Source organism: Bradyrhizobium uaiense, from assembly GCF_010811875.1.
In the GTDB taxonomy this organism is placed as follows: domain Bacteria; phylum Pseudomonadota; class Alphaproteobacteria; order Rhizobiales; family Xanthobacteraceae; genus Bradyrhizobium; species Bradyrhizobium uaiense.
The window spans coordinates 1-14,086 of record NZ_VKHP01000240.1; the positions used below are offsets into that span (position 1 = coordinate 1).

Genomic DNA, 14,086 nt, shown 5'->3' on the forward strand with positions numbered 1-14,086 from the left:
TGGTCGGCGACGCCGTGGTTCAGGAAATACTGGGTCAATCCTTCAATCCGCGTGCGGGTCGCCTGTTCCAGCATGGAGACCGACTGCATCAGCACGTTGGAGTGATACTGCTCGCGCTTGGTCAGCAGTGTCTGCAGCGCGGCAATGCCGATTGCACCGCCGAGGTTGCGCATCATGTTGAACAGGGCTGACGCCGATCCGGCATTCTCCGCCTCAATTCCCGCCGTTGCGACCGCCGACAGCGGAGCGAAGGCGAGCGCCTGACCGACGGCACGGACGACGTTCGGCCAGAGCAGTTGATCGGCCGCGTAGTCGTTGGTCATGTAGATGTTCATGAAGTTGGAGGCGGCGAACAGCGCAAATCCGATACCGATGACAATGCGGGGGTCGAAGCGCTGCATCAGCCGCGGCACCAGCGGAATCAGCACGAGCTGCGGCAGGCCGGTCCACGCCAGCACCATGCCGATCTGCTCGGCGTTGTAGCCCTGGATGCGCGACAGATACTGCGGCAGGATGAATACCGAGCCGTACAGCGCGATGCCCATCAGGAAGTTCGCCAGCATGCCGAAGCCGAAATTGCGGCGGGCCAGCAGGCGCAAATTGAGCAGCGGCTTTTCGACGGTGAATTCGACGATCAGGAAAGCGGCCAGCGAGACCGCTGCGATGACAGACAGGCGGACGATGAAGGGCGAGCCGAACCAATCGTCCTTGTTGCCTTCTTCCAGCACGGTCTGCAGCGCGGCGAGGCCGATCGTCATCGTGATGATGCCGAGCCAGTCGCCCTGGCGGATCAGCGACAGCTTCATCGGGCTCGGATCGAGCGAGACGTACAGCATCGCGATCATCACGGCGCCGGGCACCAGGTTGACATAGAAGATGTATTGCCAGCCCCAGTTCTCGGTCAGGTATCCGCCGATGGTCGGGCCGATCGCGGGCGCGAACGTCGCCGACAGCGCGAACAGTGCGAGCCCGATCGGCTGCTTGGCCTTCGGCAGCAGCGTGATGATCAGCGTGAACGCCATCGGGATCAGCACGCCGCCGGTGAAGCCCTGCACCGCGCGCAGCGCGATCATCTGCGGCAGGTCCTGCGCCAGCGCGCACGCCGCCGAGAACACCAGGAACAGGACTGCATTGGTGAGCAGATAGATGCGTACCGAGAACACCTGGGCGAGCCAGCCGGACAGCGGGATCACCACGATCTCGGCGATCAGATAGGAGGTCGAAATCCAGCCGCCGTCATCGATACCAGCGCCGATGCCGCCCTGAATGTCGGCAAGCGAGGCGTTGACGATCTGGATGTTGAGCACCGCCATGAACGCGCCGAGCGTGGCGCCGATCACCGCGATCCAGGTCCTGGTCGGGACCGCTTGTGTGGCCGGCGTTGCGGGGGCGGGGAGGGCGGCGGCGTTTTCTGCATCGGCTGTGGGCTGGAGTGTGGTCATCGGGGTCGTCCCTGCTGCCCACACAAGATGTATTAGGCGGCCCGTTTCGATAATCCGGGAAAGACTGGAAGGATTGTCCGGCAGAAGTTGATAATCGCGTCAGATCACGACGCGCCGCACGGATGGGTTCATTTGCCGGATGATCCTCTCGTGAGGTGAGAACGTCTCGTCGGCTCCCACGCAAGGGGGGAGGGAGCCCTACCGCCGGTGCTCGCGGCACGAAGCGAAGAGCGGAGAGGCGCACAACAAAACGCGATTGACCACCGATGCGGTGATCGATCGCGCCAAGCCAGCCGAAGCAATGTTGGGTGCTAGCCGCCGTGTGGCCGCGTCGCCGACGCTACGCGGCGCTTGTATTCGCGTTCAGCCAGCACGGTCGCCTTGGTGTTGACGGTCGGGATCGCCGACATGCCCGGCCGCAGCAGGCCGGTCAGGCTGTGATCGTCGAGCACGATCTTGACCGGCACGCGCTGCACGATCTTGGTGAAATTGCCGGTGGCGTTGTCGGGCGGCAGCAGCGCGAATTCGAGGCCGCTGGCCGGCGACAGACTGTCGACATGACCCTTCAGCGTGGTGCCGCGAAAGCTGTCGACGGTGAGTTCGACCGGCTGGCCGTTGCGCACATGGGTCAGCTGGGTCTCCTTGAAATTGGCGACCACATAGACCGCATCGAGCGGCACCACGGCCATCAGCTGGGTGCCGGCCTGGACATATTGCCCGACGCGCAGCGTGCGGGCACCCACCGTGCCGTCGACCGGCGCGGTGATCTTCGCATAGGACAGGTTCAGCTCGGCCTGCTGCTCGACCGCGCGGGCGCGGTCGACCTGGGCTGCGGCCTGCGCGCGCTGCGTGGTCAGCACGTCGACCTTGCGCTGCGCCGCCGACAACGCCGACTTCGCATGCTGCAACTGCGCCGTATTGGAGCGCAGCGCCGCATCGGTCTGTTGCGCGCGTTGAATGGTGCCGGAGCCTGATTTCATCAGTCCGTCGTAGCGGCTCTGCTCCTCCTGGGCGAATTTCAGATTGGCCGCGGCGGCTTCGACATCGGCGGTGCTCTGGTCGATGATCGGCTGCTGCAATTCGAGCTGGGCATTGAGGTTGCGCACCGAGGCGTTCGCAGCGTCGACATCGGCCTTGGCCTGGCCGAGCGCGGTGCGGTAATCGCGGTCGTCGATCTCGGCCAGCAGCTGGCCGGCCTTTACCGGCTGGTTGTCGGTGACCAGCACGCGGGCGATGTAGCCCGACACTTTCGGCGCGATGATCGTGGAGTCCGCCTTCACATAGGCGTCGTCGGTCGATTCCAGGTAGCGGCCGGTGGTGACGTAGTCGTAGCCAAGGTCGGCGGCCACGGCGATGCCGAGCAGGGCGGCGAGCCCGAGGGCTGCCCGCTTGACCGCCTGCCGCGACGGGCGGAGGCCGATTTTGGCTGATTCTTCAGGGATATAGGTGGTGGTCGACATGGCATCCTCCGGGTCGAACATTTGCGTCCTTCCAGAAAGGGCGCCGGGTACGGCCTCTAGATGCAATGTCCTCCCCGCTGTGATAATCCCGATAAAACTGGAAGCATTATCAAGCCAGCGCTGATAATCCGGACCTTGCCGAATGGATCGCCTGACCAGTTTGACTGCCTTCGTCCGGGTCGTGGATTCCGGTGGCTTTTCCGCGGCCGGCCGCAAGCTCAACATGTCCACGACCATGGTGAGCAACCATGTGCAGTCGCTGGAGGATCGGCTCGGCGCCCGGCTGCTCAACCGCACCACGCGCAAGGTCAGCCTCACCGAGGTCGGCCAGGCCTATTACGACCGGTCCGTCCAGATCCTCGCCGACCTCGAGCAGGCCGACGACATTGCGGGCGCGCTGCAGTCGGTACCGCGCGGCACGCTGCGCATCTACACCAATACCCATCTCGCCCAATTCCTGTCGCCCGCAGTGGTTGAGTTCCTCGCGACCTATCCCGAGGTCAAGGTCGACCTTGCGATCGGCGAGCGCAATGTCGACCTGATCGACGAGAACTTCGATCTCGCGGTGCGGATGATCCCGTCGCCCGATTCCAGCCTGATCGTGCGCACCATCGCGACCTGGCGGCACGTGCTGTGCTGCTCGCACAGTTACATCGAGCAGCACGGCAAGCCCGCGCAGCTCGATGACCTCAAGGAACGCAATTGCATCCGTCACGTCAATTATCCCTACGGCGACGAGTGGCATTTCGTCGACCGCAAGGGAACGCCGGCGTCGGTAAAGGTCACGGGCAATCTGGTCGCCAACAGCGGCGACACGCTGAGGCTCGCCGCGCTGGCCGGCGTCGGCGTGTTCCTCGCGGCGGGCTTCCTGGTTCGCGACGAGCTGGAGTCGGGCCAATTGGTCCGGTTGTTGCCCGAGTACCGGCCGGTCGAGTTCACCATGAACGCGATCTATCCGCACCGTCATCATCTCTCGGCGAAGGTCCGCACCTTCATCGATCTCCTGGTGCATCACGCCACCGAGCAGCAGAAGCTGATTAATCCGTATTCGTGATCAAAGGCGTGGTGCGAACCGCGCATACAAGTCTAACTCCGTCACCCTGAGGAGCGCGCAGTGCGTCTCGAAGGGGCGACGGCCCGACTGGGGCCGATTCATCCTTCGAGGCTCGCTCTGCTCGCACCTCAAGGATGACGGGTTTAGCAGCGCTTTGTCCCGCGTCATGGCGACCCGCCGTCCCTTGCATGGCGCTCCCGTGTATGAAGATCACGTCATCTGCCGGGGCCTGCCATGCCGCTTCGTGTCCTGACTGCCATCCTGTTCGCGATCGCAGCAAGCGTGCTGTTGCTGGCGCCGGCGTCGGCCGCCTATCCCGATCATATGATCAAGATCGTGGTGCCGTTCGCGCCGGGCGGCGGCACCGACGTCGTAGCGCGGACGCTGGCGCAGGAGATGCAGAAGGATCTCGGCGTCACCGTCATCATCGAGAACAAGCCGGGGGCGGGCACCATCATCGGCACGCAGAGCGTGGCGACTAGCCCAGCCGACGGCTATACGCTGCTGATGGCGACCTTCGCCAACGCGGTCAATCCAAGTCTCTATCGCAAGCTGCCCTATGACGCGCACAAGGATTTTGCCCCCGTCGCGCTTGTGGCGCGCTCCTTCAATGTCGTCGTGGTCAATCCGTCATCGCCGATCAAGTCGATCGCCGATCTGATCGCGACCGCGAAGGCCGATCCGGAAAAACTGTCGTACGGGACCTACGGCACCGGCACCTCGGCGCATCTGGCCGGCGAATTGTTCAAGCACATGGCCGGCGTCAACCTCACCACCGTGCCCTACAAGGGCGCAGCACCTGGGATCACCGACCTGATGGGCGGCCAGATCCAGGTGATGTTCACCACGGTCGCGAGCTGCGCCGCGCTGGTCGAGGCCGGGCAGCTGCGTGCGATCGCCGTGACCTCGGCCGAACGATCGGCGTCATTTCCGCAACTGCCGACAGTGTCGGAAGCCGGTGTGTCCGGCTATGCCGCGGAGTCCTGGTACGGCCTTTACGCACCTGCGAGCACACCGCCCGACATCATCGACCGCCTCAACCGATCAGCGGCGAGGGCTGTGCAAGGGGAGGCCTTCAAGAAGCTCAGCGTCAATGAGGGCCTCGTGATGGTGGCGTCACCTCCCACCGAGCTCGACGCCTATTTTGCCGGCGAAGAGGCGCGCTGGCGCAAGGTGATAGAGGACGCCGGCATCAAAGCCGAGTAGGCTGCTTGCCCGGCACGGCGATCACATCTTTTTGCATCGCCATGTCGTAACTGTGATTCTAGACGCAACGAATGGTTCCTGGGGTGGTTGATGACGGGACGCCGGCAACCCTGCCGGATTGGATCACGCCCCGGGCTGGGAGAGGACCATGTGGATTCTGTTGCTGCTGCCGTTCATCGGCTTGCTGTGGGTGCCGTTCTATAATTTCGTCGAGCCGTCGCTGTTCGGCTTTCCGTTCTTCTACTGGTACCAGCTCGCCTGGGTGCCGATCTCCTCGCTCTTGATCTGGCTGGTCTATCGCAGCCGCCAGCCTGATGCCGACGAGCAGCGGTGAGGGGAGAGCCATGACCGATCACATCGCCTGGGTGGCGCTCTCCGTCTTCATCTTCTTCTTCGCGCTCGTCACCGTGATGGGCTTCTTCGCCGCGCGCTGGAAATCCGGCCCGGTCAGCGAGCATCTCGACGAATGGGGGCTCGGCGGCCGCCAGTTCGGCACCTGGATCACCTGGTTTCTGGTCGGCGGCGATTTCTACACCGCCTACACCGTGATCGCGGTGCCGGCGCTGGTCTATGCGGTCGGCGCCTACGGCTTCTTCGCGCTCCCCTACACGATCATCGTCTACCCCTTCGTCTTCGCGGTGATGCCGGTGCTGTGGAAGAAGGCGCATGCCAACGGCTATGTCACGGCAGCCGACGTCGTCCACGGTGCCTATGGCTCGCGTGCGCTCGAGCTTGCGGTGGCGCTGACCGGCCTGGTCGCGACCATGCCCTATATCGCGTTGCAGCTGATCGGCATGGAGGTCGTGATCAAGGCGATGGGCCTGAGCGGCGAACTGCCGATCATCGCCGCGTTCGTGATCCTCGCGCTCTATACCTACAGCTCCGGCCTGCGTGCGCCGGCGCTGATCGCCTTCGTCAAGGACATCATGATCTATATCGTGGTGCTGACGGCGGTGGTCGTGGTGCCCTCGAAGCTCGGCGGCTACGGCGCGGTGTTCTCGGCGGCGAACGACGCCTTCACGGCCAAGGGCGGCGCCACCGGGCTGACGCTGAAGCCCGGGCAGTATCTGCCCTATGCGACGCTGGCGCTCGGCTCGGCGCTCGCTGCCTTCATGTATCCGCACACGCTGACCGGCATCTTCGCCTCGAAGTCGGCGGATACCATCCGCAAGAACGCGATCCTGCTGCCGGCCTATACGCTCTTGCTCGGCCTGATCGCGCTGCTCGGCTATATGGCCTATGCCGCCAACATCAAGGTGACATCGCCGAACGACGTGGTGCCGATGCTGTTCAAGACGCTGTTCCCGGAATGGTTTGCGGGCTTCGCGTTCTCGGCGATCGCCATCGGCGCGCTGGTGCCGGCGGCGGTGATGAGCATCGGCGCCGCCAATCTGTTCACCCGCAATGTCTGGAAGTCCTATGTCAATCCGGACATCTCGCATGCCGGTGAGGCGTCGGTGGCGAAGATCACCTCGTTGGTGGTGAAGGTCGGCGCGCTCGCCTTCATCCTGTTCCTGCCGACACAGTTTGCGCTCGATCTTCAGCTGCTCGGCGGCCTCTGGATCGTGCAGACGCTGCCGGCGCTGGTGTTCGGCCTGTTCACCACCTGGTTCCGTGCCGAGGGGCTGCTGCTCGGCTGGGCGGTCGGCATCGGCTGGGGCAGCTGGACGGCGTGGAGCAACGGGCTGAAGCCGCTCGCCAGCATCTCGCTCGGCGATGCCACCTACACCTTCTATGTTGGCCTCGGTGCGCTGCTGCTCAACATCGTGGTGGCTGTGATTGCGACCGTCGTGGTCGGCCTGATCTCACCCGCCAAGCGCGGCGCGGCGGCCTGAGCCGTCGCTTGCATCTGTCGGGGCGGAGGTGAGCAGCGCGGTCAGCCGCGCCACCTCCGCCCTGGTCTTTTCGATCGCGGCGTCCTTCACCGGCCCATAGCCGCGGATCTCCATCGGCGCTTTTGCGATTGCGACGAGGTCGGGCAGGCGGGCGGCATCGAGCTTGCTGAGCAGTGTCTCGATCAGCGCCTCGTACCAAGAGATCAACTCGCGTTCGGCGCGGCGCTCCGCGGCGTAGCCGAACACGTCGAACGCCGTGCCGCGCAGTCCCTTCAGGTTCGCGAGCAGCCGCAGCGGTGTCTGAATCCATTGCCCGAATGCGCGCTTGTGCGGCCGGCCCCGTGCATCCAGCCGTGCCGGGAGGAAGGGCGGTGCAAGGTGGTACTGCACCGTGAAGGTGCCGTCGAACTCGCGCTTGAGCTCGTCGAGGAATCCGCCCTGCATATGCAGCCGCGCGACCTCATATTCGTCCTTGTAGGCCATCAGCTTGAACAGCGACCGCGCCACGGCGTCGGTGAGGGGAAGCTCGAAATCGCCACGGGCTCGGTTCGCCTCTCCCGCGTGCAGGGGAGGCCGCAACGCATCGACAGATGCGTTGCGGGTGGGGGCTCTCTCCGCAACACGATTCGTGGTGAGACCCTCACCCCAACCCTCCCCCGCAAGCGGGAGAGGGGGCGCACCTTCTTCGCGGTTGCCGCCGAGCTCAAGCGCGGCCTCGGCGCGGCGCACGCGCTCGACCGTGGCGCGGTAGCGCGCGGCATAGGCGGCATCCTGATAGCCAGTGAGGAAATCGGCGCGACGCGCGATCATCCGCTCCAGCGTCTCCGGTGCGTTGACGGCGCCGTCCGCCTTCGGCAGAAAATCCGGATCGGCACAGGCGAGCCGGCCCCAGGCCAGCGCCTGCTTGTTGCGTTCGACGGCGACGCCGTTCAACTCGATCGCGCGCGTCAGCGCGTCCAGCGACACCGGCATCAGGCCCTGCTGCCAGGCAAAGCCAAGCATCATGATGTTGGCGTACACGCTGTCGCCGAGCAGCCGCTCCGCCAGCGCGTTGGCGTCGATCGTGGTGAGGTTGCCCGATCCGATCACCCGCTCGATGGCGCGCAAGCGAACGGGCGAAGCCAGGTCGGCGTCACGAAAGCGCACCACGTCGCCGGTCGGCATCTCGGCGGTGTTGACCGCGGCGCGCATGCCCTTGCGATACGTGCCGGACGCCTTCGCCGACGAGCTCACCACGAGATCGCAGCCGATCAGTGCATCCGCCGCGCCCTGGTCGATCCGCACCTGGTGCAGCGCCTCGGGCGCTGCCGCCAGCCGGAGGAAGCTCAGCACCGGACCGAATTTCTGCGCGAAGCCGGTGAAGTCGAGCACCGAGACGCCGCGGCCCTCGAGATGCGCGGCCATCGCGATCAGCGCGCCGACCGTGATGACGCCGGTGCCGCCGACGCCGGTGACCAAGAGATCATAGGGCCGCTCCAGCGACGCAAGCTCCGGCGCGGGCAGTGCGGCGGCGCGTACCAGCGGATCGATTGTGCTCGCGCCCTTGGCCCGCCGCTTGCCCCCCTCGACGGTGACAAAGCTCGGGCAGAAGCCGTTGAGGCAGGAGAAGTCCTTGTTGCAGGTCGAGAGGTTGATCTTGCGCTTGCGGCCGAACGGCGTCTCCTTCGGCTCGACGCTGAGGCAATTCGATTCCACCGAGCAATCGCCGCAGCCTTCGCAGACGAGGTCGTTGATATAGGCGAAGCGCGCCGGGTCGGTGATCGTGCCACGCTTGCGGCGGCGGCGTTTCTCGGTGGCGCAGGTCTGCTGATAGATCAGCACGGTGACGCCTGCAATCTCGCGCAGCTCGCGCTGCACGGCGTCCATCTCCTCGCGCGGATGGATGGTGACACCAATCGGCAGGTCTGTCGGCGAGAAATGCGTGGGATCATCCGACACCAGCGCGATGCGCGCGACGCCCTCGGCGCGGACAGAATGCGCGATCGCCTGCACGCTGACGGGGCCGTCGACCGGCTGGCCGCCCGTCATCGCGACCGCATCGTTGAACAGGATCTTGTAGGTGATGTTGGCTTTGGCGGCGATCGCCTGCCGGATCGCCATCGAGCCCGAGTGATAATAGGTGCCTTCGCCGAGGTTCTGGAACACATGGCTGTTGCCGGTGAATTTCGACGAGGCCGCCCAGTTGACGCCTTCGCCGCCCATCTGGATCAGCGACGAGGTCTCGCGGTCCATCCAGCTCGCCATGAAATGGCAGCCGATGCCGGCCAGCGCCTTCGATCCCTCGGGCACTTTTGTCGAAATGTTGTGCGGGCAGCCCGAGCAGAAATACGGCGTGCGCGTCGCGCCGGGGACTGCGATGGTGCGATCCTGCTCGGGCCTGAGTGCGGCGACACGGCGGGCCAGTTTCAGCTCTGGAAACATCGGATCGAGCCGCCGCGCCAGCACGTCCGCGAGCATCCGCGGCGACAATTCGCCGGTCCAGGAGATCAGCCGTGCGCCGGTTTCGTCATGCTTGCCGACCATCCGCTCCGGCTTGGCGCCGGGATAGTCGTAGAAATATTCCTTGAACTGGCTCTCAATGATGCCGCGCTTCTCCTCGACCACGAGAATCTCGCGCTTGCCTGTCACGAACTCCATCGCATCGTGCAGCGCCAAGGGCCACACCATGCCGACCTTGTAGATGTCGATGCCGAAGCGGCGGCAGGCGGCTTCATCCAGTCCGACCAGCCGCAGCGCCTCCATCAGATCGAGATGCGCCTTGCCTGTCGTGACGATGCCGTAGCGCGCCTCCTTGATGTCGTAGATGCGGCGGTCGATCGGATTGGCTTTTGCAAACGCGTAGACCGCGTGCTTCTTGGCCTCCAGCCGCTCCTCGATCTGCGGGCCCGGCAGGTCCGGCCAACGATAATGCAGGCCGCCCGGCGGCGGCACGAAATCCGGCTGCGCGAACACGCGTGGCGGCCGCAGCTCGACCGAAGCGCCGGATTCCACGATCTCCGAGATCGCCTTGAAGCCGACCCACATGCCGCTGAAGCGACTCAGCGCATAGCCATATTCGCCGAACGTGAGATATTCGCCGACATCGGCCGGATGCAGCGTCGGCATGAACCAGCTCATGAAGGCGACGTCGGATTGGTGCGGCATCGAGGACGACACGCAGCCATGATCGTCGCCGGCAACGACCAGCACGCCGCCATGCGGCGAGGAGCCATAGGCATTGCCGTGCTTCAGCGCATCGCCCGAGCGATCGACGCCGGGGCCCTTGCCGTACCACAGCCCGAACACGCCATCGACCTCGCGATCCCTTTGCGTCTCGACCTGCTGTGAGCCGAGCACCGCGGTTGCCGCGAGGTCTTCATTGACCGCGGGCAGGAATTCGATGCGGCTGTCCTTCAGCAGCTGTTTGATCTTCCACAATTCGAGATCGACGCCGCCGAGCGGCGAGCCGCGATAGCCGGAGATGAAGCCCGCAGTGTTGAGCCCGGCCGCGCGGTCTCGCCTGATCTGGTCGAGCGCGATGCGGACGATCGCCTGTGTGCCGGTGAGGAAGACACGGCCGCGCTCCCGGCTGTAGCGCTCGGAAAGCTGGTAGGCGTCGAGCAGCGGCATCTGGCCCATGACTGATCCCTCGAGGAATCGCATTGTCTGATCGGGCAAGGTTATGCCTGCGGGGCTGGTAGGTCTTACCTATCTATTCGATTGGTGAGACAAATTCGGTATAAGATTGTTCAGTGCGGCTATATTTGGTAATATCTACCAAATTGGAGCCGGCGATGGTCGAAGAGCAAGACGAGCGAATTCTGGCCGAGCTGCAGAAGGACGGCCGCGCCACCAATCAGCAGCTTGCGGAAACCGTGGGGATGTCGACCTCGGCGTGCTGGCGCCGGGTCCGCGCGTTGGAAGAGGCCGGCGTCATCTCGGGCTATTCGGCGCTGGTCGCGCGCGAACGCGCAGGCTTTGCGACCTCGGCGATCCTACACGTCTCGCTGGAGCGGCACGATGTGAAGTTCGTCGACGAGTTCGTCGCGCGGGTGATGCAGCGCCGCGAGGTGCTGGAGTGCTTCGCGACAACAGGCGATGCCGATTATCATCTGCGCGTCGTCGTGCGCGACATGGACGCCTACAACAGATTCCTCGACGAGTTCATGTTCCGGATTCCCGGCATCCGCCATGTCCGCACCAACGTGATCCTGAAGGAGATCAAGACCGGCGTGGCGCTGCCGTTTTGATGGAATGAGCCATCATCTCGGCGATGGAGCCGCGCGCTCCACTCTCAGCTCCGTCACCCTGAGGAGGCCGCGTAGCGGCCGTCTCGAAGGGCGAACGGCCACCAGCCGGGCCGTGCATCCTTCGAGGCTCGCCCAGCGGCGCAATTGCGCCGCAAGGCTCGCACCTCAGGATGACGGTTCAAGCAAGTCCACGTCCGCCATCTTGGTCCGCATCAGGATCATGAACACCATGACGTGGCTGACCAGCAGCATCGGCACGTAGAGCGCCGGAATATAGATGCCGGCGCCGAACAAGCCGGGATCCGCGTTCTTCGTCGCGCCCATGAAGTAGGCGTTGAGAAGATCCAGCGTGCCCCAGATGTTGAAGAGCCAGACCAGCGGAATGGCGAGCGGCCAGCGCCACGACAATGCCGCCATCGCAAGCAGCGCGAGAGCTGCGGCGGTCAGATCGCCCCAGCCGACCGCGCCGGCAAACACCGGGTTGACCTCCGGCGACACGAAGCCGGCGACCAGGAAGTTCATCCCGAGAAACCGGAAGGCATGGAAAGCCGCAAGTAGCCGCAGCGCCTCATGGCGCGGCAAGCTGCGGAGCGCCGGCCAGACATAGGTCGCGGCCACCACGGCACTCGTCAGGAATGTTCCGGCGACGCTGAGAAGGAATGGAATGTTGAGACTGACTGGCATGGTCGGGCTCCCTTGTGATGTCCGTTCGGTCTGGAAGGTCGAACCCGTGGATCGGGTTCGACCTCGGCTGGCGCTCAGGGCTGGGCGACGAGCAGACGCAGCGGCAGCAGCGGGCCGACTGCGATGTATTCGTGGTCCATGATGTCCAGCTTGGACAACGGCAGACCTTCCATGATCGCGTGCGCCTCGGATGTATCCTTGGCGTCGAGCAGGAAGACGACGCCGCGTCCGTCGGACCGCGAATACCATTCGCGAAGCTTGCCATTGAGATAGAGCTGCACGGTCTGGCGGATTTCATCCGGCATCACGGCCATCACCTGATCGCGGGTGACGCCCGCTTTCACGGTGAGGATGACCATCACGCCGGTGGTGATGGTGGAGGGGGCTTGGGCTTGGGTGGTTTGGGCAAGAGAGGGAGTGGTCATGGAGCTGGCGCCTGTCAGAGTGAGGGTGAGGGCGAGGATTGTGTGACGGATTGCTTTCATCGGTCGCATGTCTCCGCTCACGACATTGTCATGATGTCGCGTGGATCAGCGCATATCGCGCTGCTTGCTGCTCCGATGTAGGGCCGCTTCCCGTGCGCGACTATTCGCGATAATGTTGACGGGCCATGAAGCAGAACTTCACAGTCCGGCAGGGCGCGCTCGACGGCGTCGAGGCGTTTCTCAGCGTCGCCCAGCACCGCAGCTTTCGCCGCGCGGCGACCGAGCTCGCCGTGACGCCGTCGGCGATCAGCCAGGCGGTGCGCGCGCTCGAGGCGCGCCTCGGCGCCGTGCTGTTCATTCGCACCACCCGCAGCGTCGGCCTGACCGAGGCCGGCGAACGATTTTTGGCGCGCGCAAGACCCGCGTTCGAGGAATTGATCGCCGCGAGCGGTGCCGCGCGCGAGCTCGGGCAGAAGCCGGCCGGGCTGTTGCGTCTCACCGTGCCGCGCTCGGTGGTGCCGATCCTGCTGGAACCGCTGATTGCGTCATTCTGCCAGGCCTATCCCGAGATCGAAGTCGAACTCGCCGCCAGCGAGGAGCTGGTCGATCTCGCCGCCGGCGGCTTCGATGCCGGCATCCGGATGGGCCAGTTCATCAACCCCGACATGGTCGCGGTGCGCCTGACCAAGCCGTTTCCTTTCGCCATCGTCGGCAGCCCGGATTATCTCGCGCGCCGCGGCCGGCCCAAGCGTCCGGAGGATCTGCGCGCGCATGCGTGCCTCAGGCTGCGGCGATCGAACGGCGGGCTCGCGCCGTGGTCGCTGAACGACAACGGCCGCTCGATCGAGCTTGCCGTATCCGGCTCCTTCATCGGCCACGACTTCCCGACACTGGTCGGCGCGGCGCTCGAAGGTGTGGGGCTGGCGCAAGTGCCCGCACCGCTGATCACTGCTAGCGTGAAGGAGAAGAAGCTTGTCCGCGTGCTGGACCAATTCGCACCGACGACACCCGGCGTGTTCCTCTACTATCCCGGCCACCGCCAGATCATGCCGAAGCTGCGGGCGTTCATCGATCATGTGAAGAGCCGGCCGGGGGTGACGCTGTGACCCGTCGGATAGGTGGAGCGACTTGTCCGCCGTAGCTCGAAGAGCGAAGGCGATACCATCATGGTGTCGTGCCGCGAGAGCGCGGATGTGTGACTCACAAGCCACGCCACAAACTCGCTGTCGTCCCGGCGAAGGCCGGGACCCATTACCACGAATGTGAATGATTGCGCGACGCCGTGGCCACAGCACGCTTCAACAGCATAACCCTGTGGTAATGGGTCCCGGCCTTCGCCGGGACGACGCTGAGGATGAGGCGCGCACACCAAGCCACCCGCCTCACACCCTCTCCTTCACGAACCGGTTCCGCAACGTGCCGATGCCGGTGATGTCGATCTCGACCACGTCACCGTCCTTGAGATCCGGCGAGGCGCCGTCGGTGCCCATCCAGATCACGTCGCCGGGCGACAGTGTGAAATATTTCGTCAGCTCGACGAGGAAGGGCACGATGCCGAAGATCATCTCGTTGGTGCGGAAGCGGCCGGTCTCCTTGCCGTTGACGCGGATCGCGGTTTCCATGCGGTCGAGATCGACATCGGTCTCGATCCACGGGCCCATCGGCTTGAACGTGTCGGCGTTCTTGGATCGCCACAGCCCGCGGTCGGCCTTCTGCCAGCTGCGCTCGGAGACGTCGTTGCCGATGGTGTA

At 64.7% G+C, this 14,086-nt stretch carries 12 protein-coding genes; 6 read left to right on the forward strand and 6 right to left on the reverse strand.

All coding sequences use genetic code 11. From position 1 onward, the window contains the following. Both FNJ47_RS37645 and FNJ47_RS37650 read right to left on the reverse strand, forming a co-directional pair. Positions 1 to 1,442 (reverse strand): MDR family MFS transporter (locus FNJ47_RS37645; RefSeq protein WP_163160906.1); only part of this gene is annotated, 1,442 nt, incomplete at its 3' end. A gap of 311 nt (positions 1,443 to 1,753) precedes the next feature. Beyond that, complete coding sequence (locus tag FNJ47_RS37650; protein ID WP_163160907.1) at positions 1,754 to 2,902, reverse strand: HlyD family secretion protein; 1,149 nt, start codon at positions 2,900 to 2,902, stop codon at positions 1,754 to 1,756. Between the two features lie 142 nt (positions 2,903 to 3,044). Here FNJ47_RS37650 and FNJ47_RS37655 point away from each other — a divergent pair, with 142 nt between their 5' ends. The 4 genes from FNJ47_RS37655 (at position 3,045) to mctP (ending at position 6,997) form a co-directional block, all read left to right on the forward strand. Continuing rightward, entirely contained in the window at positions 3,045 to 3,956 is a 912-nt protein-coding gene (locus FNJ47_RS37655; RefSeq protein WP_163160908.1) for a LysR family transcriptional regulator, read from the forward strand. A 234-nt stretch (positions 3,957 to 4,190) separates the two neighbouring features. Beyond that, complete coding sequence (locus tag FNJ47_RS37660) at positions 4,191 to 5,162, forward strand: Bug family tripartite tricarboxylate transporter substrate binding protein (RefSeq protein ID WP_163160909.1); 972 nt, start codon at positions 4,191 to 4,193, stop codon at positions 5,160 to 5,162. A 148-nt stretch (positions 5,163 to 5,310) separates the two neighbouring features. After that, entirely contained in the window at positions 5,311 to 5,496 is a 186-nt protein-coding gene (locus FNJ47_RS37665) for a DUF3311 domain-containing protein (RefSeq protein ID WP_163160910.1), read from the forward strand. Positions 5,497 to 5,506: 10 nt separating this feature from the next. Then, positions 5,507 to 6,997 (forward strand): monocarboxylate uptake permease MctP, encoded by a 1,491-nt coding sequence (gene mctP, locus FNJ47_RS37670; protein WP_163160911.1) that lies wholly within the window; start codon positions 5,507 to 5,509, stop codon positions 6,995 to 6,997. Here the strand turns inward: mctP and FNJ47_RS37675 are convergent. Beyond that, the gene (locus FNJ47_RS37675; protein WP_163160912.1) at positions 6,968 to 10,615 is read right to left on the reverse strand and encodes an indolepyruvate ferredoxin oxidoreductase family protein; all 3,648 of its coding nucleotides are present in this window, start codon (positions 10,613 to 10,615) and stop codon (positions 6,968 to 6,970) included. The genes mctP and FNJ47_RS37675 overlap by 30 nt on opposite strands. A gap of 155 nt (positions 10,616 to 10,770) precedes the next feature. On the opposite strand from FNJ47_RS37675, the gene FNJ47_RS37680 reads away from it, so the two are divergent. Then, a complete protein-coding gene (locus FNJ47_RS37680) occupies positions 10,771 to 11,226 on the forward strand; it encodes an Lrp/AsnC family transcriptional regulator (protein ID WP_163160913.1) in 456 nt (151 codons plus the stop codon). Between the two features lie 165 nt (positions 11,227 to 11,391). Here the strand turns inward: FNJ47_RS37680 and FNJ47_RS37685 are convergent, their stop codons facing one another. Both FNJ47_RS37685 and FNJ47_RS37690 read right to left on the reverse strand, forming a co-directional pair. Beyond that, positions 11,392 to 11,910: a hypothetical protein gene (locus FNJ47_RS37685; protein ID WP_163160914.1), complete on the reverse strand. Its 519-nt coding sequence runs from the start codon at positions 11,908 to 11,910 to the stop codon at positions 11,392 to 11,394. 74 nt (positions 11,911 to 11,984) lie between these two features. After that, entirely contained in the window at positions 11,985 to 12,395 is a 411-nt protein-coding gene (locus FNJ47_RS37690) for a hypothetical protein (protein ID WP_236000324.1), read from the reverse strand. A 125-nt stretch (positions 12,396 to 12,520) separates the two neighbouring features. Between FNJ47_RS37690 and FNJ47_RS37695 the strand changes: the two genes are divergently transcribed. After that, positions 12,521 to 13,441, forward strand: a complete 921-nt coding sequence (locus tag FNJ47_RS37695) for a LysR family transcriptional regulator (RefSeq protein WP_163160915.1) — start codon at positions 12,521 to 12,523, stop codon at positions 13,439 to 13,441. Between the two features lie 276 nt (positions 13,442 to 13,717). Here the strand turns inward: FNJ47_RS37695 and FNJ47_RS37700 are convergent. Continuing rightward, a partial coding sequence (locus FNJ47_RS37700; protein ID WP_163160916.1) for a fumarylacetoacetate hydrolase family protein occupies positions 13,718 to 14,086 on the reverse strand: 369 nt, incomplete at its 5' end.